A 20,101-nucleotide genomic window follows, 5' to 3' on the forward strand; every position below is an offset into this window, starting at 1 on the left:
AGCCGAAAGGCTCCTTTTTTACGTCTACTTCGCCGACAGGGCTTTGGTGCGCCGCTGAGTGTAAATCGCGTCGGCGATAAACAGCGCCAGCGCCGCCCAGATAAAGCCAAAAGTGATCAGCTTATCTTCTGTCACCACTTCGTCATAGAACGTCACCGCCAGCAGGAACATCAGCGTTGGCCCCAGATACTGGAAGAAACCCAGCGTTGACAGGCGCAGACGCGTCGCGGCGGCCGTAAAACAGAGCAGCGGCACGGTGGTAATCACGCCTGCAGCGATAAGCATCAGGTTCAGCGACCACGGGTTCATGCCCATATGGCTGGTGGCGCTGTCGGCGATGCCAAACAGATAAATGCCCGCAATCGGCAGCAGCCACAGCGTTTCAAACAGCATCCCGGTCTGTGCATCTACGGCAATTTTTTTGCGGATCAGACCGTAGAAAGCAAAGCTGAAGGCGAGGCCCAGGCCGATTATCGGCAGCGAGCCAAAAGTCCACAGCTGCACCAGCACGCCGCAGGCCGCCAGCAATACGGCAACCCACTGCATACGGCGGAAGCGCTCGGCTAAAAACAGCATGCCCAGCACAACGTTGACCAAAGGGTTGATGAAGTAGCCCAGGCTGGCTTCCAGCATGTGGTGATTATTGACCGCCCAGATATAAAGCAGCCAGTTACCGCCAATCAGCACGGCGCTTAACGCCAACGCGAGGATTTTTTTACGGTTCTGGCAGGAGCGTTTTACCTGCGGCCACTGGCGGCAGACGGTGATCAGCGCCAGCATAAAGAAGAACGACCAGATAACGCGGTGGGTCAGGATTTCGGTGGCCGGTACGTAGTGAATAAGTTTGAAATATACCGGCGCGATGCCCCAGATAAAATAGGCCGTCAGGGCAAGCATGACTCCCTGACGCGTCTGTTTCGGATCCATGAAGAAAACTCAGCAAAAAAATAGTGAGCAAATAATAACAGGGTTTACATCCTTACCCTACCATGTAGGTAGCCGTCGCGCTGGCGATGTGCAGCTGATCCTGGTTATGCAGCTCCACGCGAGCCACCGCGACTTTATTCCCGGCACGCAGGAGGCTGCTGCTGGCCGTGAAGCGTTCTCCTCGACCGGGACGCAGATAATCAACGCGCAAATCGATGGTGCCCATTTTTGACAGGCGCTGGCGCAGCTCGTCTTCGGTGATGGTGTCATGGCGCGTCAGCGTGCTGCCCACGCAGACCAGGCCTGCCGCAACGTCCAGCGCGGAGGCGATAACGCCGCCATGCAAAATACTTTGTGCCCAGTTTCCCACCATCATTGGCTGATTATTAAAGCTCAGCTGGGCAAAGGCTTTGTCGTATCGGTCCAGTTCCAGGCCTAGTGCACGGTTAAAAGGCATGTGATACACGAAGATTTCGCCCACCAGCTTGAGGGCGGCTTCTGTGGTCAGAACAGGGGAAGACATGGTTCATTCCTCGAACAAATAACGGATAAGTTAACAAGATGTGTAGTTTATGCTTCTCAATTGTTGCTTTCCACTTTAGGAACCGAAGGGACGCGCTTTAGGGCATCCCGCTGTAGAATGATCGGCGATAAATATTTTGAAACTTATTTTGTTATGGAGAACGGGACCAATGCTGAAACCTCTGGGGTGGGGAATGGCTGCGATGCTGCCTTTGACCGCCTTCGCACAAGAAGCGACTATCGATAAGATCCACGACAAGCCGGCCGTGCACGGCAGTATTATTGCCAACCTGCTGCAGGAACATGACAACCCGTTCACGCTGTACCCGTACGAAACAAACTACCTGTTGTACACCTGGACCAGCGATATGAACAAAGAGGCGATTAGCTCTTATGACTGGGCGCACAATGCCCGCAAAGATGAAGTGAAGTTCCAGCTAAGCCTGGCGTTCCCGCTGTGGCGCGGCATTCTGGGGGATAACTCGGTGCTGGGCGCTTCCTACACTCAGAAATCCTGGTGGCAACTTTCTAATCGCAATGAATCCTCACCGTTTCGTGAAACCAACTATGAGCCTCAGCTGTTCCTCGGCTTTGCAACGGACACCACGTTTGCTGGCTGGACGCTAAGGGACGTCGAGTTTGGCTATAACCATGATTCGAACGGTCGCTCTGACCCGACTTCTCGCGGCTGGAACCGCCTTTACACCCGCCTGATGGCGCAGAACGGAAACTGGCAGGTTGAGGTGAAACCCTGGTATGTGGTTGGGAGCGTTGAAGATAACCCGGATATCGCCAAATACATGGGCTACTACCAGCTCAAAGTAGGCTACGCGCTGGGCGAGGCGATATTCAGCGTGAAGGGGCAGTATAACTGGAACAGCGGCTACGGCGGGGCAGAGTTTGGCGTGAGCTATCCGATCTCGAAAAACGTTCGCTTCTACACCCAGGTCTACAGCGGCTACGGCGAATCGCTCATCGATTACAACTTTAACCAGACACGAGTTGGCGTAGGCGTTATGCTAAACGATCTTTTCTAAAGCATTGCAGTTTCTCTTCCAGGCGCTGAAAATGGCGCCTGGATTTTAGGTAGTGGGGATAGCGTGGCACAGGCGGAAGTAATCAATCAGGCGTCGCTGGCGAGGCAGGTTCTGCAGGAAACCTTCGGGTACCAACAGTTCCGTCCGGGCCAGGAAACCATCATCGATACGGTGCTGGAGGGGCGTGACTGCCTGGTGGTGATGCCGACAGGCGGTGGTAAATCGCTGTGTTATCAAATTCCTGCGCTGGTGTTCGGCGGCCTGACCGTGGTGGTCTCCCCGCTGATATCCCTGATGAAAGACCAGGTGGATCAGCTGCTGGCGAACGGCGTGGCTGCCGCCTGCCTTAACTCGACCCAGACCCGCGAACAGCAGATGGAAGTGATGACCGGCTGCCGTACCGGGCAAATCCGCCTGCTGTATATCGCGCCTGAACGCCTGATGATGGATAACTTCATCGACCACCTCAGCCACTGGCAGCTTTCTATGGTTGCGGTGGATGAAGCGCACTGTATTTCGCAGTGGGGGCATGACTTCCGCCCGGAATATGCCGCTCTTGGCCAGCTTCGCGAACGGCTGCCTGCCGTCCCCTTTGTGGCATTAACGGCAACGGCTGACGACACCACGCGGCTTGATATTGTTCGCCTGCTGGGGCTTAACGATCCGTTTATACAAATCAGCAGTTTTGACCGGCCGAATATTCGCTACATGCTGATGGAGAAGTTTAAGCCGCTCGATCAGCTCACCCGCTACATTCAGGAACAGCGCGGTAAATCCGGGATTATCTACTGCAACAGCCGGGCAAAGGTTGAAGACATCGCCGCCCGCCTGCAAAGCAAAGGCATCAGCGCCGGCGCTTACCACGCGGGCCTGGAGCATCAGGTGCGCGGTGACGTACAGGAAAAATTCCAGCGCGATGACCTGCAAATTGTGGTGGCAACCGTCGCGTTTGGCATGGGTATTAACAAGCCGAACGTGCGTTTTGTCGCCCACTTCGATATCCCGCGCAACATCGAATCTTATTACCAGGAAACCGGCCGTGCCGGGCGCGACGGCCTGCCTGCAGAAGCGATGCTGTTTTACGATCCGGCGGATATGGCCTGGCTACGCAAATGCCTCGAAGAGAAAGCGCCGGGGCAACTGCAGGACATCGAGCGCCACAAGCTCAATGCCATGGGAGCGTTTGCCGAAGCGCAAACCTGCCGCCGTCTGGTGCTGCTCAACTATTTCGGCGAAGGCCGGCAGCAGGCATGCGGCAACTGCGATATTTGTCTCGATCCGCCTCGTCGCTATGACGGGCTGATGGATGCACAAAAAGCACTTTCATGCATTTACCGCGTCGGCCAGCGTTTTGGTATGGGCTACGTGGTTGAAGTGCTGCGCGGTTCTAATAATCAGCGTATTCGCGACCTCGGCCATGACAAGCTGAAGATTTACGGTGAAGGCCGCGAGCACACCACCGAGCATTGGGTCAGCGTGATTCGCCAGCTCATTCACCTTGGCGTGGTGACGCAAAATATTGCCGCACACTCGGCCCTCCAGCTTACGGAAGCGGCGCGTCCTTATCTGCGTGGCGAAGAGCCGCTCATGCTGGCGGTACCGCGCGTCGTGGCTATTAAGCCGCGCGCCAGCCAGAAAGTTTTTGGCGGCAATTACGATCGCAAACTGTTCGCCAAACTCAGGAAGCTGCGCAAGTCCATCGCTGACGAAGAAAACATTCCACCTTACGTGGTGTTCAACGATGCCACGCTGATTGAAATGGCCGAGCAGATGCCGCTGTCGCCGGGTGAAATGCTGGGGATTAACGGCGTGGGCACGCGCAAGCTGGAGCGGTTTGGCCGCCCGTTCATGACGATGATTCGCGACCATGTCGACGGTGTGGATGAAGAGTAGCCTGCCGCGATGAAAAGTGGCAGGATAATGACTCTTCAAATTATCTGCACGCGAGCTATTCCCTATGTTAATGCTATTCCTGACCGTGGCGCTGGTGCACATCGTTGCCCTGATGAGCCCGGGTCCTGACTTTTTCTTTGTTTCCCAGACAGCCGTAAGCCGCTCTCGTAAAGAGGCGATGATGGGCGTGTTGGGCATTACCGCTGGCGTTATGGTTTGGGCGGGCGTAGCGCTGCTTGGCCTGCACCTGATCCTCGAAAAAATGGCCTGGCTGCATAACATCATTATGGTCGGCGGCGGCCTGTATCTGTGCTGGATGGGCTATCAGATGCTGCGCGGCGCATTCAAGAAAGAAGCTAAAGGCGAAGAAGCCCCGAAAGTTGAGCTGGCGAGCGGCGGGAAGAGCTTTGTGAAAGGGCTGCTGACGAACCTGGCAAACCCGAAAGCGATTATCTACTTCGGCAGCGTGTTCTCGCTGTTTGTTGGCGACGACGTGGGCAGCGCTGAGCGCTGGGGCCTGTTCGTACTGATCGCGATTGAAACTTTCGCCTGGTTCACGATTGTGGCGAGCCTGTTTGCTTTACCGAAAATGCGTCGCGGCTATCAGCGCCTCGCCAAATGGATCGACGGTATGGCGGGCGCTCTGTTCACCGGTTTTGGTATTCACCTGATCATCTCCCGATAATCAGGCCTGGCGCGCTCCGGCAAGTAGCGCGCCAACCAGCATAAACAGCGAACCGAAGACCCGGTTCAACGCCTTCATCTGGCGCGGCCCCTTAATCCAGGCGGCAATGCGTTTTGCCAGAGTTGCATAGCCAATCATTACGATGATATCCACCACCACCGTTGTTACGCCGAGCACCACGTACTGCATCGCCTGAGGCTGGTGAGGCACGATAAACTGCGGGAACAGGGCGGCGAGAAACACGATGCTCTTGGGGTTGGTCAGGTTAACGAACACCGCCCGCTTAAACAGTTTACTGCGCGGTTGGGTGGTTGCCAGAGTATTCAAATCCAGCGCTCCGGCCGCTCTCCATTGCTGGATCCCCAGCCAGATAAGATAGGCGACACCCGCCCATTTCAGCACTTCGAAGGCCAGCAGCGAACGCGAGAACAGCGCCCCAAGGCCAACGCCGACCAGCACAATATGCAGCGCCAGCCCGGTTTGCAGCCCGGTAATCGAAGCCGCCGCGCCGCGATAGCCGTGGCTAATGGCGGTGGTCATGGTATTAATGGCTCCGGACCCGGGTGAAAGGCTAAGAATTATTGTGGTTAGCAGATAGGTAAACCACCACTCGAAGGTCATGCGAAACTCCCTGAACGCGCACTTTTATGCCACAATACGCTATTGTTGATAAGCGTGCCACGGGCCATAAAAAAACCACAGATACCTGATGCCGACCCCTATGTCTCAGCATAAAAATGAATGGTTAGAACGGGAAGGCGCATTTGCTGCTTTTGCCACGGGTCCGCTAACGGACTTCTGGCGCAGGCGGGAAGAGCGCGAATTTACCGGCGTGGATGCCGTGCCGGTTCGCTACGTTCGTTTCTGTTCGCCGCAGCACGATCGCGTGATTGTTGTCTGCCCCGGCAGAATAGAAAGCTACGTGAAATATGCTGAGCTGGCCTATGACCTGTTTTATAGCGGGTTTGATGTCCTGATAATTGACCACCGCGGGCAGGGCCGTTCAGGGCGGATGCTGTCGGATTCTCACCGTGGGCACGTCGTCAATTTTAGCGACTATGTCGAAGATTTTGACCACTTTTACCAGCAGGAAGTGGCGTCGGGGCACTGGCGTAAACGCTATCTGCTGGCCCATTCGATGGGCGGCGCTATTGCCGCATTATGGCTACAGCAAGCACCTGATGCTTTTAACGCGGTTGCGCTTTGCGCGCCGATGTTCGGCATTACGCTGCGCTGGCCGGAATGGATGGTGCGCCACATTCTTGACTGGGCAGAAGGGCATCCACGTATTCGGGAAGGATACGCCATAGGGACAGGCCGCTGGCGCGCGTTGCCGTTTAGCGTTAACGTTTTGACCCACAGTGAAGAGCGCTACCGCCGCAGCCTGCGTTTTTATGCTGATGAGCCAGCATTACGGGTGGGTGGGCCAACGTTCCATTGGGTACGCGAAGGGATCCTCGCCGGAGAAAAGGTGTTAGCAGGAGCCACTGCCATCACCACGCCGATCTTTTTACTCCAGGCAGAAGAGGAGCGAGTGGTTGATAACCGCGCGCACCAGCGATTCTGCGAAATTATGGCCGCGGCGGGCCACCCTTGTGAGGGGGAAACACCTTACGTCATTGAAGGCGCGTATCACGAGATCCTGTTTGAGAAGGACGCTATGCGAGCCAGAGCATTGTCTGCCGTGCTTGAATTTTTCGACCGGCATAATTCATTGAATATATCTCTTTAGAGGATCTCTATGTACCACGTCGTTGCTTCAGATTTAGATGGCACCTTGCTATCTCCCGATCATTTCCTCTCCGCTTACGCGAAAGAAACGTTAAAACTGCTCACAGCCGAAGGCGTTAACTTTGTTTTTGCTACCGGTCGTCACCATATCGACGTGGCGCAAATCCGCGATAACCTTGAGATCAAGGCGTACATGATCACCTCTAACGGGGCGCGCGTGCACGATACCGACGGCAATCTGTTCTTCTCTCACGATCTCGACCATGACATTGCCCAGGATCTGTTTGGCGTGGTGCATAACAGCCCGGATATCGTGACCAACGTCTATAAGGGCGACGAGTGGTTTATGAACCGCCATCGCCCGGAAGAGATGAAGTATTTCCAGGAAGCCAAATTTAGCTACACCCTGTTTGAGCCAGGCCTGCTTGAAGCGGATGGCGTCAGCAAGGTGTTCTTCACCTGTGACGATCACGATACGTTGCTGCCGCTGGAGCAGGCGATCAACGCCCGCTGGGGGGATCGCGTCAACGTGAGCTTCTCCACGCTTACCTGCCTGGAAGTGATGGCGGGCGGCGTGTCCAAAGGGCACGCACTGGAAGCGGTCTCGAAAGCCATGGGCTACAGCCTGAAAGAGTGCATCGCCTTCGGCGACGGCATGAACGACGCAGAAATGCTAAGCATGGCCGGCAAGGGCTGCATCATGGGCAACGCTCACCAGCGCCTGAAAGACCTGCTGCCGGAGCTTGAGGTGATTGGTACCAACGGCGATAACGCCGTGCCGCACTACCTTCGCAAGTTGTTCCTTAAGGCTGAATAACAGGCACAATGACGAGTGGTTTATTAATAATCACTCGTCAACTAAATAGTTAAGCCGATGTAACGCCCTCTGAGTACAATGGCGCAATCTTGTTCGTTACGGACCGCTCATTGTGCCATTACTCATCATTACCACGATTCTGTGGGCCTTCTCTTTTAGCCTGATTGGGGAATACCTTGCCGGGCATGTGGACAGCTATTTCTCGGTGCTGATGCGGATCGGCCTGGCCGCGCTGGTGTTTCTGCCGTTCCTGCGCTTCAAGGGATACCGGCTAAAAACCCTGCTGCTGTATATGCTGGTGGGGGCGCTGCAGCTCGGCGTGATGTACCTGTTCAGCTTCCGCGCCTATCTCTACCTCACGGTTTCCGAATTCCTGCTTTTCACGGTGATGACGCCGCTGTACGTCACGCTTATCTATGATCTGCTGAGCGGCAATAAACTGCGCTGGGGCTATGCGTTGAGCGCGGGACTGGCGGTTATCGGGGCGGCGATTATTCGCTACGACAAAGTGAGCGATCACTTCTGGATAGGCCTGCTGCTGGTGCAGGGCGCTAATATCTGCTTTGCCATCGGCATGGTGGGCTACAAGCGTCTGATGGAAACTCACCCGATGCCGCAGCACTGCGCGTTTTCGTGGTTCTATCTGGGGGCGTTTATCGTCGCCGTTGTTGCCTGGTTTGCGCTGGGCAATCCGCAGAAATTGCCCACCACCACGCTACAGTGGGGGATTCTGGTCTGGCTTGGCGTGGTCGCTTCCGGGCTGGGTTATTTTATGTGGAACTACGGCGCAACTCAGGTGGACGCCGGCACGCTCGGCATCATGAACAACGTGCATGTCCCGGCCGGGCTGCTGGTGAATCTTGCCATCTGGCAGGAGCAGCCCCACTGGCCGAGCTTTATCATTGGGGGAACGGTGATAATGGCCTCGCTGTGGGTACATCGCCGATGGGTCGCTCCGCGTTCTTCACAAACGGTAAATGGTCGCAGGCATGCTGGCGCGTCGAGCGAATAAACGCTTCGGTCACCGGCTGGCGCTGTTCGCCGTCACGTACCGCGGCGTACAGGCGGCTCCATAAACCTTCGCCCAGGGTTCTGGTAACAATCAGGCCCTGGTGCTCAAAGCTTTCCACCACCCAGTGCGGCAGAGCGGCAATCCCCATCCGTGCCGACACCATCTGAATCAGCAGCAGCGTGTTATCGACGTTTTTCAGCGACGGGCTCACTCCTGCGGGCTGCAGGAAATGACGCCAGATATCCATGCGTTCACGCTGTACCGGGTAGATAAGCAGCGTTTCAAGCGCCAGGTCATCAGGCTTAATGCTCTCTTTCTTCGCCAGTGGGTGGTCGGTCGCCATCACCAGGCGCACTTCAAAATCAAACATCGGTGAATAATGTAGCCCGCTGCGCGGCAAAATATCTGATGTCAGAACGATATCCAGCTCGCCCTGCTGCAGCGCAGGCTGCGGATCAAACGTAACGCCGGATTTAAAGTCCATCTCCACCTGCGGCCAGTGCTGGCGGAAGGTTTCCAGGGCAGGCGTCAGCCACTGAATGCAGCTATGACACTCAATCGCAATACGCAGCCGGGTCTGGTGCGGCTCATTGCAGGCCTGCAGCGCGCGGCCAATCTGCGGTAATACCTGTTCGGCAAGCTGCAGCAGGATCTCCCCCTGTGGCGTGAAGCGAAGCGGCTGACTTTTACGGATAAACAGGCGGAAGCCAAGCCGTTGCTCCAGATCGCTGAACTGGTGGGATAGGGCCGACTGGGTCTGATGCAGTGCGGCGGCGGCGGCGGCCAGCGAACCGCTGTGTCGTAACGCTTGCAGCGTCCGCAGGTGTTTAATCTCGATCATGAAAGTCCTTCACTTCGGCATGAACAAATTGCGCTTGAGGAATATACAGTACCTGCGGATTATAGAAGTGTAAACATCTGGATGGCTAAATACATCGCACCGAATAGAGGACAGACCATGACAATCCATAATCACACCCTGGGGTTCCCTCGCGTCGGCCTTAAGCGCGAGTTGAAAAAAGCACAGGAAAGCTACTGGGCAGGAAATACCTCCCGTGAAGAATTACTGGCGGTTGGCCGCGAGCTGCGCGCCCGCCACTGGGACCAACAAAAACAGGCCGGCGTTGAATTACTGCCGGTGGGCGACTTTGCCTGGTACGACCATGTTCTGACCACCAGCCTGCTGCTCGGTAACGTGCCGGCTCGTCATCAGAACAAAGACGGCAGCGTCGATATCGATACGCTGTTCCGCATTGGTCGTGGTCGTGCGCCAACCGGCGAGCCTGCCGCCGCCGCTGAAATGACCAAATGGTTCAACACTAACTACCACTACATGGTGCCGGAATTTACCAAAGGTCAGCAGTTCAAACTGACCTGGGCTCAGCTGCTGGAAGAAGTCGACGAGGCGCTTGCGCTGGGCCATAACGTGAAGCCCGTGCTGCTGGGCCCGGTGACTTACCTGTGGCTGGGCAAAGTGAAGGGCGAACAGTTTGACCGCCTGAGCCTGCTGAAAGACATTCTGCCGGTTTACCAGCAGGTGCTGGCCGAGCTGGCGAAACGCGGCGTTGAATGGGTGCAGATCGACGAGCCTGCGCTGGTTCTGGAGCTGCCAAAGGCGTGGCTTGATGCGTTCAAACCAGCTTACGACGCGTTGACCGGCCAGGTTAAGCTGCTGCTAACTACCTATTTCGAAGGGGTGGGGCCAAACCTGGATACCATCACCGCGCTGCCGGTACAGGGCCTGCACGTAGACTTTGTTCACGGCAAAGATGATGTGAAAGAGATTCATCAGAAGCTGCCTGCAAACTGGCTGCTGTCTGCGGGCGTGATCAACGGCCGTAACGTCTGGCGTGCCGACCTGACGGAGAAATACGCTCAACTGAAAGACCTGGTGGGTAAACGTGACCTGTGGGTTGCCTCTTCCTGCTCCCTGCTGCACAGCCCAATCGACCTGAGCGTAGAGACTCGTCTGGATGCTGAAGTTAAAAGCTGGTTTGCCTTTGCCCTGCAGAAGTGTGCCGAGCTGTCCTTACTGACCGAAGCGCTGAACAGCGGCGATACTGCGAAAATTGCCGAATGGAGTGCGCCGATTCAGGCTCGCCGTCAGTCTAAGCGCGTGCACAATGCCGCAGTGGGCGAACGCCTGGCGAAAATCACCGCGCAGGACAGCCAGCGCCAGAGTTCCTATACCGCGCGTGCGGCGGCACAGCGTGAACGTTTCAATCTGCCGGCGTGGCCAACGACGACCATCGGCTCCTTCCCGCAAACGACCGAAATCCGTGGCCTGCGCCTGGACTTCAAGAAAGGGAAGCTGGATGCCAACAACTACCGCACCGGCATCGCCGAACACATTAAACAGGCGATTGCCGAGCAGGAGCGTCTGGGCCTGGACGTGCTGGTGCACGGCGAAGCCGAGCGTAACGACATGGTTGAGTACTTCGGCGAACATCTGGATGGTTTTGTGTTTACTCAGAATGGCTGGGTGCAGAGTTACGGCTCCCGCTGCGTTAAGCCGCCGATTGTTATCGGTGACATCAGCCGTCCTGAGCCAATCACCGTTGAGTGGGCGAAATACGCGCAGTCCCTGACCGACAAACCGGTAAAAGGCATGCTGACCGGCCCAGTCACGATTCTTTGCTGGTCCTTCCCGCGCGAAGATGTTTCTCGCGAGACTATCGCGAAGCAGATTGCCCTGGCCCTGCGTGATGAAGTGGCGGATCTGGAAGCTGCGGGTATCGGTATCATCCAGATTGATGAGCCCGCTCTGCGTGAAGGTTTACCGCTGCGTCAGTCCGACTGGCAGGCTTATCTGGCGTGGGGCGTGGAAGCCTTCCGACTGAACGCCGCCGTGGTGCGTGACGACACCCAGATCCATACCCATATGTGTTACTGCGAGTTCAACGACATCATGGACTCTATCGCGGCGCTGGATGCAGACGTGATAACCATCGAGACCTCTCGTTCCGATATGGATCTGCTAGAGTCGTTCAAAGAGTTCGAATACCCGAACGAAATCGGGCCGGGCGTGTATGACATTCACTCCCCAAACGTTCCGGATGTGGAGTGGATTGAAGCGTTACTGAAGAAAGCTGCGGAGTCCGTACCGGCAGAGCGCCTGTGGGTTAACCCGGACTGCGGCCTGAAAACGCGCGGATGGCCAGAAACTCGTGCGGCGTTGGCGAACATGGTGCAGGCGGCGCAGAACCTGCGTAGCGCATAGTTCTAAAAACAAAATGGGGGCAACTGGCCCCCGTTTTTCTATTTCCTCACGCCATACCGCTTAAACCAGGCCAGCATCCTTTCCCAGCCGTCTTTGGCCGACTCTTCATGGTAACTCGGGCGGTAATCTGCGTTAAAAGCATGGCCGGCTTCCGGGTAGACAATGATTTCCGCATTGGCATTTGCCGCTCGCAGCGCCTGGCGCATCGTCTCAACGCTTTCCTGAGAAATCCCGGTATCCTGGCCGCCATATAGGCCGAGCACCGGGGCATTAAGGTTGACGGCGATATCTACGGGATGATGCGGAGAGTTTAATGTTTTGTCTCCTACCAGCTTGCCGTACCACGCCACCGCGGCTTTAAGCTGTGGATTGTGCGCGGCATACAGCCAGGCAATGCGCCCGCCCCAGCAAAAACCGGTCACCATCAGGCGATGCGCGTCGCCTCCGTTACGGGAAGCCCAACTGGCCACATGGTCAAGGTCGCCCAGCACCTGATTGTCCGGCACTTTTGAAACCAGCCCGCTCAGCAACGTTGGAATATCGGCGAAGTCTCCCGGTTCGCCCTGGCGAAAGTAAAGTTCTGGCGCGATGGCCAGATACCCTTCAAGCGCCAGTCGGCGGCAAAGATCGCGGATATGTTCATGTACGCCAAAAATCTCCTGAACGACGATAACCACAGGAAGCGGCCCATCGGCATTTTTAGGCCGCGCGTGATAAGCCGGCATATTGTCGCCCTGGCTTGGAATGGATGTTTCCCCGGAAACAATGGCATCGTCCGGTGTTAACACGGTGGTGGAAGCGATGGGTGAGGCCGCCGGTGCGAAGCCTTCGCCCGGTGTGTTATGTGTTGTTTGCTTTTGTTTCATGGTTTTCTCCGAACCAGCATTAGCGCAGTGTGATAACTATAGCCAGGATTAGTAGCAAATCTGGTCGCCAAAAAACGCAGATGAAGTTCAAAAAATAGCCCGATCGATTCGTATGTGTGACTTTGGTCACTTATGTGAATACAAATAATGTAATTTGTTTCATTCAAAGTGAGCGTCATCACGAAATTATGCTCAGGGGTTCTGTAAAGTGTCGCTTTGCTTCTCCTGAAACCTACTCAACAGAGGAGTCTGTTATGTCCAAGTCTGATGTTTTCCATCTCGGCCTCACTAAAAATGACCTGCAAGGGGCTACGCTCGCCATCGTCCCTGGCGATCCTGAGCGTGTGGAAAAAATCGCCGCGCTGATGGACAAGCCGGTTAAGCTGGCTGCCCATCGTGAATTCACCTCCTGGCGTGCTGAGCTGGACGGTAAGCCGGTTATCATCTGTTCTACCGGCATCGGTGGCCCTTCTACTTCTATTGCGGTTGAAGAACTGGCGCAGCTTGGCATCCGTACTTTCCTGCGCGTCGGGACTACCGGTGCGATTCAGCCGAACATCAACGTGGGCGACGTGCTGGTGACTACCGCATCCGTTCGTCTTGACGGGGCCAGCCTGCACTTTGCGCCAATGGAATATCCGGCTGTGGCAGACTTCGCTTGTACCACTGCGCTGGTTGAAGCGGCAAAAGCCGTAGGTGCCACGACCCACATTGGCGTAACCGCCTCTTCAGACACCTTCTACCCGGGGCAGGAGCGTTACGATACGCTGTCCGGCCGCGTCGTTAGCCGCTTCAAGGGCTCGATGAAAGAGTGGCAGGAGATGGGCGTGATGAACTATGAAATGGAATCCGCCACGCTGTTGACCATGTGCTCCAGCCAGGGCCTGCGTGCGGGTATGGTTGCCGGGGTTATCGTGAACCGTACTCAGCAAGAGATCCCTAACGCGGAAACCATGAAGAAAACGGAAAGCCACGCGGTGAAAATCGTGGTCGAAGCGGCCCGTCGCCTGCTGTAGTTTTCCCTGTTTTCAATTCGAAGCCGGCGCTCGCCGGCTTTTTTTATGCTTTGCGTAGCGCCTTCCGGAAAATCCCTTTTCATCTGGACATTTATACAGCAGAATTTTATCTTGCCGCTGTTGGTATCGTTTTGGGGGAAGCATGGATATTTCACTGTTGTTTGGGCTGGGCATTGGGCTGGTGGGCTTACTGACCGGTTGGCTTATTGCCAGCCTGCGTGCGGCTCAGCGGCTGGCGGCTTTGCACGAAGAACAGCGTGAAATCTACGGGGAGCTTGCCGCCGCGCGCCAGGAGCTTCAGCAAAGCCAACACTGGCGGGAAGAGTGCGAGCAGCTTAACCGTGAAGTCCGTGCCCAAATGGAAATTAACAGCGGGCAGGAAGCTGACATCCGTGAATTAACCACGCTGCTGGAGCAAACGCGGCTCAATGCCGAAGATAAGCACCGTCAAATGCTCAACAGCGAGCAGCGCCTTAACGAGCAGTTTGAGAATCTGGCAAACCGTATTTTTGAGCAGAGCGGGCGCAAGGTAGAGGAACAGAATCGCCAAAGCCTGAATGTGCTCCTTTCGCCACTTCGCGAACAGCTCGACGGCTTCCGTCGCCAGGTCCAGGAGAGTTTTGGCCAGGAGGCGCGCGAGCGCCATACGCTAACGCACGAAATCCGCAATCTGCAGCAGCTCAACGCCCATATGGCGCAAGAGGCGCTGAACCTCACCAAAGCGCTGAAGGGCGACAACAAAACCCAGGGCAACTGGGGGGAAGTGGTGTTAACCCGCGTGCTTGAAGCTTCTGGCCTGCGCGAAGGTCATGAATACCAGACTCAGGTGAACATCCAGCTTGAGAACAACAGCCGTATGCAACCGGACGTCATTGTTCGCCTGCCGCAGGGCAAAGACGTTGTTATCGATGCGAAAATGACGCTGGTGGCTTATGAGCGCTACTTCAACGGTGAAGATGAACTCACGCGTGAAAGCGCGCTGAATGAGCATATTGCCGCTATCCGCAGCCATATTCGCCTTCTGGGCCGTAAGGATTACCAGCAACTGCCGGGGCTGCGTTCGCTGGACTACGTGCTGATGTTCATCCCGGTTGAACCCGCCTTCTTGCTGGCGATCGATCGCCAACCCGAGCTGATTAGCGAAGCGCTGAAAAACAACATTATGCTGGTCAGCCCGACGACGCTGCTGGTGGCGCTGCGTACCATTGCCAATTTGTGGCGCTATGAGCATCAAAGCCGTAACGCCCAGCAAATCGCCGAGCGCGCCGGGCGTCTGTACGACAAAATGCGCCTGTTCGTGGATGATATGTCCGCGATTGGCCAAAGCCTCGATAAGGCACAAGATAACTACCGTCAGGCGATGAAAAAGCTTTCGTCGGGGCGTGGAAATATCCTGGTTCAGGCAGAGGCATTTCGCGGGCTTGGGGTAGAAGTGAAGCGAGAGATTAACCCAGATCTGGTCGAACGTGCTCATCAGGGAGATGAAGATGATTCCGCACGGCTGGGCCACGAGAGCGCAGAATCAGCGCCCGAATTTGATGAATTTGCTTCACAACGCTCAGGAGAAGGGCGTTGAGCTAAGGTTTAGCCGCACGGTTGAATCATAGGGCTTTCGCGCCCATTCTGTTACACTTCCCGAACATTTTCTTGATTAAGCAGGCATTGAGATGGTTGATGAATCCCAGGAGTCCGGATCCAAGGAAACAACGCACTTTGGCTTCCGTACCGTAGCCAAAGAGCAGAAGGTCGATATGGTGGCGAACGTGTTCCACTCTGTTGCGGCGAAGTACGACGTAATGAACGACCTGATGTCTTTTGGTATCCACCGGTTGTGGAAACGTTACACGATTGACTGTAGCGGCGTACGTCGCGGCCAGCGCGTGCTGGACCTTGCGGGCGGCACGGGCGATCTGACGGCGAAATTCTCTCGCCTGGTGGGTGACACCGGTGAAGTGGTGCTGGCGGACATCAATGACTCGATGCTGAAAATGGGGCGCGAAAAGCTACGCAACATCGGCATTGTTGGGAACGTGAGATACGTGCAGGCCAACGCCGAAGCGCTGCCGTTCCCCGACAACACCTTTGACTGCATCACCATTTCATTTGGCCTGCGCAACGTCACAGACAAAGACGCCGCGCTGCGCTCAATGTTCCGCGTCCTCAAGCCTGGTGGCCGCCTGCTGGTGCTTGAGTTTTCCAAACCTGCCTTCGAACCGCTAAACAAAGCCTACGACGCATACTCCTTCCACATTCTGCCGCGCATTGGTGAGATGGTGGCACAGGATGGCGAAAGCTACCGCTACCTGGCAGAATCTATCCGCATGCATCCGGACCAGGAAACGCTCAAAGGGATGATGGAAGAAGCAGGTTTTGAAAACACCACCTATTACAATATGACCGGTGGGATTGTCGCCCTGCACCGTGGCTATAAATTTTAACCAGGGAGCCGCGATGCCGTTTATGCCGCTTATGACCGCCGGAATCGAAGGTGTGCTGAACACCTTCCTCTGGCGCGACCGTAGCCTGAAATCTGCGCGCCAGCGCCTGCAGGGCAAGACGCTGCGCATCAGCCTGAAAGAGTTTTCTGCCCCGCTGGTGCTGGCGTTCAGTGAACAACAGCTGGATGTCCTGAGCCAGTGGGAAGGCGAGGCGGATTGCCAGGTCACAACGCGTATTGGCGTATTGCCGAAGCTGCGCGATCGTCAACAGCTTACCGCCCTGATTCGCAGCGGTGAGCTGGAGGTTGAAGGTGACATTCAGGTTGTACAAAATCTGGCATCGCTAATGGATCTCGCGGAGTTTGACCCTGCGGAACTGCTGGCGCCCTACATCGGCGATATTGCCTCTGAAGGCATCAGTAAAATTGCCCGCCGCGGCGGCAAGCTGCTGCAGAAAGGATTTATTCGTAATCAGCAGTACCTCGGCGAAGTGCTCACCGAAGAGTGGCGCGTTGCGCCGGGTTCGCTGGAAGTTGCCTGGTTCGCAGAGGAAACCGAAGCGCTGGCCCGCTCGGTGGACTCACTCTCCGAACGGCTGGATAAGCTGGAGGGCAAATGACGCCAGGAGAAATTCGCCGCCTATATTTCATTGTCCGTACCTTCCTGAGCTATGGTCTCGATGAACTGATCCCCAAAATGCGCATTACGCTACCGCTACGCTTATGGCGGCGCTGCCTGTTCTGGATGCCTAACCGTCATCGTGATAAGCCTTTGGGCGAACGTCTTCGTCTTGCGCTGCAGGAGCTGGGACCCGTCTGGATCAAGCTCGGCCAGATGCTTTCCACCCGTCGCGATCTGTTCCCGCCGGTGATTGCCGACCAACTGGCGATGCTGCAGGACAGAGTTGCACCTTTTGACGGCGCGCTGGCGAAAAAACAGATTGAGCTGGCGATGGGCGGTCTTCCCGTTGAAAGCTGGTTCGACGACTTTGAAATCAAACCTCTGGCCTCAGCCTCTATTGCCCAGGTGCACACCGCGCGGCTGAAAGAGAACGGCAAAGAGATCGTGATTAAGGTGATTCGGCCTGACATCCTGCCGGTTATCAAGGCTGACATGAAGCTTATCTATCGCCTTGCTCGCTGGGTGCCTCGCCTGCTGCCGGATGGCCGCCGTTTACGCCCACTGGAAGTCGTGCGTGAATACGAAAAGACCTTGATAGATGAACTCAATTTGCTGCGTGAAGCGGCGAATGCCATCCAGCTGCGGCGTAACTTCGAAAATAGCCCAATGCTCTATGTGCCGGAGGTTTATTCGGATTACTGCAGCGAAAACATGATGGTGATGGAGCGGATTTACGGCATTCCGGTCTCCGATACCGTTGCGCTTGAGGCTCAGGGCACCAACATGAAGCTGCTTGCCGAACGTGGCGTGCAGGTCTTCTTTACGCAGGTCTTCCGCGACAGCTTCTTCCATGCGGACATGCATCCGGGCAATATCTTCGTGAGCTACGACCATCCGGATGATCCGCAATACATTGGTATTGACTGCGGCATCGTGGGCTCATTGAACAAAGACGATAAGCGCTATCTGGCGGAAAACTTTATCGCCTTCTTCAACCGTGATTACCGCAAAGTTGCCGAGCTGCACGTGGACTCCGGCTGGGTACCGCCGGACACAAACGTAGAAGATTTCGAGTTTGCTATTCGTACCGTCTGCGAGCCTATTTTCGAGAAGCCGCTGGCTGAGATATCTTTTGGTCACGTGCTACTGAACCTGTTCAACACCGCGCGTCGTTTCAACATGGAAGTTCAGCCACAGCTGGTTTTACTGCAAAAGACCCTTTTATACGTCGAAGGGGTTGGTCGACAGCTCTATCCACAGCTCGATTTGTGGAAAACGGCGAAACCTTTCCTGGAAAGTTGGATCAAAGATCAGGTTGGTATTCCTGCTCTGGTTCGGGCTTTTAAAGAGAAAGCACCCTTCTGGGTGGAAAAAATGCCGGAGTTGCCGGAACTGGTGTACAACAGTTTGCGCCAGGGCAAGCAATTACAGCATAGCGTTGATAAAATTCAGCGCGACCTGCAACTTCATCACGTGCGGCAGGGACAGTCGCGCTATCTGTTCGGTATCGGTGCTACGCTCATTCTGAGCGGCACGCTGCTGCTGATCAACAAGCCTGAGTGGGACTTTATGCCTGCCTGGCTGATGGCGGGGGGGATCGTTGTCTGGCTTATTGGCTGGCGGCGCTCTGCCTGAACTTTAATCGGAATTAACGGGTGATTGCCGTATAATAGCGGTTCTCATTGCCTTAACATCTTTCAGTCAGGAGTAGGTATGGGCATCAGTTGGCCACAATTGCTAATCATTGTTGTTATCGTTGTTTTATTGTTTGGCACCAAGAAACTAGGCTCTTTGGGTTCAGATCTCGGTGCTTCCATTAAAGGCTTCAAAAAAGCCATGGGCGACGACGACAGCAAAGAGAAAGAAAAGGGTGAGAAGGATGCTGATTTCACAGCGAAATCCCTCTCTGAAAAACCGAGCGACGTGAAAAAAGACGAAGCGAAAAGCAACGATAAAGAGCAGGTATAAACCGTGTTCGACATTGGTTTTGGCGAACTGCTGCTGGTGTTTGTGATTGGCCTGATTGTTTTGGGTCCACAGCGCTTACCGGTGGCGGTAAAAACAGTTGTTGGCTGGGTGCGCGCGCTGCGTTCACTTGCTACCACGGTGCAGAACGAACTCGTTCAGGAACTGAAGCTGCAGGAGCTGCAGGACAGCCTGAAAAAGGTCGAGAAAGCCAGTATGGATAATTTGACGCCCGAGCTAAAAGCGTCAATGGACGAACTGCGCCAGGCCGCTGAGTCGATGAAGCGTTCTTATACCCAGAACGATGCTGAAAAGAACAGTGACGAAGCCCACACCATCCATAACCCGCTGGTGAAGGATGAGCAGCAGAGTCATGACGGCGTGACGCCGGCCAGTGCAGCGCATCAGGCGAGCGCGCCTGATGCAGTACCGGCAGAGACGGTGTCTCCTGCGTCAACGGCTGTAGAGCACGTCGCTGAACCTGCCGTCGAGCCGCAGGTGAGGCCTCTGCCAGAAGCAACGCCTGTCGCGGCACCTACGCAACCTCCGAGTGAAAAATCGTAACCATGGCTGTTGAAGATACCCAACCGCTCATCAGCCATCTGATTGAGCTGCGTAAGCGCCTGCTGAACAGCATGATCGCCGTGCTGGTGATTTTCCTGGCGCTGGTCTATTTCGCCAACGACATTTATCAGGTGGTCTCTGCGCCGCTGATAAAACACATGCCGTTGGGGTCAACGATGATTGCGACCGATGTCGCCTCGCCGTTCTTTACCCCGATTAAATTAACCATTTACGTTTCGGTGTTCCTGGCAGCCCCGGTCATCCTGCACCAGATTTGGGCCTTTATTGCCCCTGCGCTGTACAAGCATGAACGTAAAATGGTGATGCCGCTGCTGTTCTCCAGCACGCTGCTGTTTTATATCGGCATTGCGTTTGCTTACTTCGTTGTCTTTCCGCTTGCCTTTGGCTTCCTGACGAAAACCGCGCCAATAGGGGTGGTGGTGTCAACGGACATCACGAAGTATCTCGACTTCGTGATGTCGCTCTTTATGGCCTTTGGCGTAGCGTTTGAAGTGCCCGTCGCCATTATCCTGCTGTGCTGGATGGGCGTGACGACGCCGGAGTCTCTGAAACAGAAACGCCCTTATATTCTGGTGGGTGCTTTTGTCGTCGGCATGCTGTTGACGCCGCCGGACGTTTTCTCGCAGACCCTTCTGGCGGTGCCGATGTACTGCCTGTTTGAGGTTGGCGTATTCTTCTCTCGCTTCTACGTCGGTAAAGGGCGGAACGGTGATGAAGAAGATGAGCCGGAGTCTGAAGAAGAGCGCTCTGAAAAAGAGCAGTAATT

20 protein-coding genes are annotated in these 20,101 nt (G+C 55.5%); 15 read left to right on the forward strand and 5 right to left on the reverse strand.

Annotation, left to right across the window (positions count from 1 at the left end):
* Nucleotides 1–24 precede the first annotated feature (24 nt).
* Both rarD and yigI read right to left on the reverse strand, forming a co-directional pair.
* Nucleotides 25–927 carry an EamA family transporter RarD gene (gene rarD / locus ACE38U_RS20755; RefSeq protein WP_375530466.1) on the reverse strand — a complete coding sequence of 301 codons (903 nt, stop codon included), beginning with the start codon at nt 925–927 and terminating at the stop codon, nt 25–27.
* Between the two features lie 52 nt (nt 928–979).
* Complete coding sequence (yigI, locus tag ACE38U_RS20760; RefSeq protein ID WP_038476864.1) at nt 980–1,450, reverse strand: acyl-CoA thioesterase YigI; 471 nt, start codon at nt 1,448–1,450, stop codon at nt 980–982.
* A gap of 169 nt (nt 1,451–1,619) precedes the next feature.
* Between yigI and pldA the strand changes: the two genes are divergently transcribed.
* The 3 genes from pldA to rhtC all read left to right on the forward strand — a co-directional run bounded on the left by pldA (nt 1,620) and on the right by rhtC (nt 5,064).
* Nucleotides 1,620–2,486 (forward strand): phospholipase A, encoded by an 867-nt coding sequence (pldA, locus tag ACE38U_RS20765; protein WP_375530467.1) that lies wholly within the window; start codon nt 1,620–1,622, stop codon nt 2,484–2,486.
* Between the two features lie 63 nt (nt 2,487–2,549).
* A complete protein-coding gene (gene recQ, locus ACE38U_RS20770; RefSeq protein WP_176981786.1) occupies nt 2,550–4,379 on the forward strand; it encodes an ATP-dependent DNA helicase RecQ in 1,830 nt (609 codons plus the stop codon).
* Between the two features lie 64 nt (nt 4,380–4,443).
* A complete protein-coding gene (gene rhtC, locus ACE38U_RS20775) occupies nt 4,444–5,064 on the forward strand; it encodes a threonine export protein RhtC (protein ID WP_038476855.1) in 621 nt (206 codons plus the stop codon).
* Here the strand turns inward: rhtC and rhtB are convergent, their stop codons facing one another.
* A complete protein-coding gene (gene rhtB, locus ACE38U_RS20780; RefSeq protein ID WP_008455495.1) occupies nt 5,065–5,685 on the reverse strand; it encodes a homoserine/homoserine lactone efflux protein in 621 nt (206 codons plus the stop codon).
* A gap of 100 nt (nt 5,686–5,785) precedes the next feature.
* Between rhtB and pldB the strand changes: the two genes are divergently transcribed.
* From pldB to ACE38U_RS20795, 3 genes are all read left to right on the forward strand, one after another.
* A complete protein-coding gene (gene pldB / locus ACE38U_RS20785; protein ID WP_375530468.1) occupies nt 5,786–6,796 on the forward strand; it encodes a lysophospholipase L2 in 1,011 nt (336 codons plus the stop codon).
* Between the two features lie 9 nt (nt 6,797–6,805).
* Entirely contained in the window at nt 6,806–7,612 is an 807-nt protein-coding gene (yigL, locus tag ACE38U_RS20790) for a sugar/pyridoxal phosphate phosphatase YigL (protein ID WP_038476852.1), read from the forward strand.
* A gap of 112 nt (nt 7,613–7,724) precedes the next feature.
* Complete coding sequence (locus tag ACE38U_RS20795; protein ID WP_071842955.1) at nt 7,725–8,624, forward strand: carboxylate/amino acid/amine transporter; 900 nt, start codon at nt 7,725–7,727, stop codon at nt 8,622–8,624.
* Here the strand turns inward: ACE38U_RS20795 and metR are convergent.
* Nucleotides 8,512–9,465: an HTH-type transcriptional regulator MetR gene (gene metR / locus ACE38U_RS20800; RefSeq protein WP_038476846.1), complete on the reverse strand. Its 954-nt coding sequence runs from the start codon at nt 9,463–9,465 to the stop codon at nt 8,512–8,514. The two genes, ACE38U_RS20795 and metR, sit on opposite strands and share 113 nt — an antisense overlap.
* A 117-nt stretch (nt 9,466–9,582) precedes the next feature.
* Here metR and metE point away from each other — a divergent pair, with 117 nt between their 5' ends.
* Nucleotides 9,583–11,844 (forward strand): 5-methyltetrahydropteroyltriglutamate--homocysteine S-methyltransferase, encoded by a 2,262-nt coding sequence (metE, locus tag ACE38U_RS20805; protein ID WP_038476843.1) that lies wholly within the window; start codon nt 9,583–9,585, stop codon nt 11,842–11,844.
* Between the two features lie 38 nt (nt 11,845–11,882).
* Here metE and ACE38U_RS20810 read toward each other — a convergent pair whose 3' ends face one another.
* Nucleotides 11,883–12,710, reverse strand: a complete 828-nt coding sequence (locus ACE38U_RS20810; RefSeq protein ID WP_176981783.1) for a dienelactone hydrolase family protein — start codon at nt 12,708–12,710, stop codon at nt 11,883–11,885.
* Nucleotides 12,711–12,964: 254 nt separating this feature from the next.
* Here ACE38U_RS20810 and udp point away from each other — a divergent pair, with 254 nt between their 5' ends.
* The 8 genes from udp to tatC all read left to right on the forward strand — a co-directional run bounded on the left by udp (nt 12,965) and on the right by tatC (nt 20,099).
* Nucleotides 12,965–13,726 (forward strand): uridine phosphorylase, encoded by a 762-nt coding sequence (gene udp / locus ACE38U_RS20815; RefSeq protein WP_038476839.1) that lies wholly within the window; start codon nt 12,965–12,967, stop codon nt 13,724–13,726.
* 142 nt (nt 13,727–13,868) lie between these two features.
* The gene (rmuC, locus tag ACE38U_RS20820) at nt 13,869–15,302 is read left to right on the forward strand and encodes a DNA recombination protein RmuC (RefSeq protein ID WP_375530469.1); all 1,434 of its coding nucleotides are present in this window, start codon (nt 13,869–13,871) and stop codon (nt 15,300–15,302) included.
* A 91-nt stretch (nt 15,303–15,393) separates the two neighbouring features.
* Nucleotides 15,394–16,164 carry a bifunctional demethylmenaquinone methyltransferase/2-methoxy-6-polyprenyl-1,4-benzoquinol methylase UbiE gene (ubiE, locus tag ACE38U_RS20825; protein WP_038476835.1) on the forward strand — a complete coding sequence of 257 codons (771 nt, stop codon included), beginning with the start codon at nt 15,394–15,396 and terminating at the stop codon, nt 16,162–16,164.
* A 13-nt stretch (nt 16,165–16,177) separates the two neighbouring features.
* Nucleotides 16,178–16,783, forward strand: a complete 606-nt coding sequence (gene ubiJ, locus ACE38U_RS20830; protein ID WP_038476833.1) for a ubiquinone biosynthesis protein UbiJ — start codon at nt 16,178–16,180, stop codon at nt 16,781–16,783.
* A complete protein-coding gene (gene ubiB, locus ACE38U_RS20835) occupies nt 16,780–18,420 on the forward strand; it encodes a ubiquinone biosynthesis regulatory protein kinase UbiB (RefSeq protein ID WP_038476831.1) in 1,641 nt (546 codons plus the stop codon). The genes ubiJ and ubiB overlap by 4 nt, the downstream gene beginning before the upstream one ends.
* A 78-nt stretch (nt 18,421–18,498) precedes the next feature.
* Entirely contained in the window at nt 18,499–18,753 is a 255-nt protein-coding gene (gene tatA / locus ACE38U_RS20840; protein ID WP_038476829.1) for a twin-arginine translocase TatA/TatE family subunit, read from the forward strand.
* 3 nt (nt 18,754–18,756) lie between these two features.
* Complete coding sequence (tatB, locus tag ACE38U_RS20845; RefSeq protein ID WP_038476827.1) at nt 18,757–19,314, forward strand: Sec-independent protein translocase protein TatB; 558 nt, start codon at nt 18,757–18,759, stop codon at nt 19,312–19,314.
* A gap of 2 nt (nt 19,315–19,316) precedes the next feature.
* Entirely contained in the window at nt 19,317–20,099 is a 783-nt protein-coding gene (gene tatC / locus ACE38U_RS20850) for a Sec-independent protein translocase subunit TatC (protein WP_038476825.1), read from the forward strand.
* Nucleotides 20,100–20,101: the final 2 nt, after the last annotated feature.

The organism is Cedecea selenatireducens, assembly GCF_042138895.1.
Classification (GTDB): domain Bacteria; phylum Pseudomonadota; class Gammaproteobacteria; order Enterobacterales; family Enterobacteriaceae; genus Cedecea; species Cedecea selenatireducens.

Bases quoted from the DNA above. Each gene is read 5' to 3' on its own strand.
- rarD (WP_375530466.1), bottom strand. From the start codon at position 927: ATGGATCCGAAACAGACGCGTCAGGGAGTCATGCTTGCCCTGACGGCC.
- yigI (WP_038476864.1), bottom strand. From the start codon at position 1,450: ATGTCTTCCCCTGTTCTGACCACAGAAGCCGCCCTCAAGCTGGTGGGC.
- pldA (WP_375530467.1), top strand. From the start codon at position 1,620: ATGCTGAAACCTCTGGGGTGGGGAATGGCTGCGATGCTGCCTTTGACC.
- rhtC (WP_038476855.1), top strand. From the start codon at position 4,444: ATGTTAATGCTATTCCTGACCGTGGCGCTGGTGCACATCGTTGCCCTG.
- rhtB (WP_008455495.1), bottom strand. From the start codon at position 5,685: ATGACCTTCGAGTGGTGGTTTACCTATCTGCTAACCACAATAATTCTT.
- pldB (WP_375530468.1), top strand. From the start codon at position 5,786: ATGTCTCAGCATAAAAATGAATGGTTAGAACGGGAAGGCGCATTTGCT.
- yigL (WP_038476852.1), top strand. From the start codon at position 6,806: ATGTACCACGTCGTTGCTTCAGATTTAGATGGCACCTTGCTATCTCCC.
- metR (WP_038476846.1), bottom strand. From the start codon at position 9,465: ATGATCGAGATTAAACACCTGCGGACGCTGCAAGCGTTACGACACAGC.
- metE (WP_038476843.1), top strand. From the start codon at position 9,583: ATGACAATCCATAATCACACCCTGGGGTTCCCTCGCGTCGGCCTTAAG.
- ACE38U_RS20810 (WP_176981783.1), bottom strand. From the start codon at position 12,710: ATGAAACAAAAGCAAACAACACATAACACACCGGGCGAAGGCTTCGCA.
- udp (WP_038476839.1), top strand. From the start codon at position 12,965: ATGTCCAAGTCTGATGTTTTCCATCTCGGCCTCACTAAAAATGACCTG.
- rmuC (WP_375530469.1), top strand. From the start codon at position 13,869: ATGGATATTTCACTGTTGTTTGGGCTGGGCATTGGGCTGGTGGGCTTA.
- ubiE (WP_038476835.1), top strand. From the start codon at position 15,394: ATGGTTGATGAATCCCAGGAGTCCGGATCCAAGGAAACAACGCACTTT.
- ubiJ (WP_038476833.1), top strand. From the start codon at position 16,178: ATGCCGTTTATGCCGCTTATGACCGCCGGAATCGAAGGTGTGCTGAAC.
- ubiB (WP_038476831.1), top strand. From the start codon at position 16,780: ATGACGCCAGGAGAAATTCGCCGCCTATATTTCATTGTCCGTACCTTC.
- tatA (WP_038476829.1), top strand. From the start codon at position 18,499: ATGGGCATCAGTTGGCCACAATTGCTAATCATTGTTGTTATCGTTGTT.
- tatC (WP_038476825.1), top strand. From the start codon at position 19,317: ATGGCTGTTGAAGATACCCAACCGCTCATCAGCCATCTGATTGAGCTG.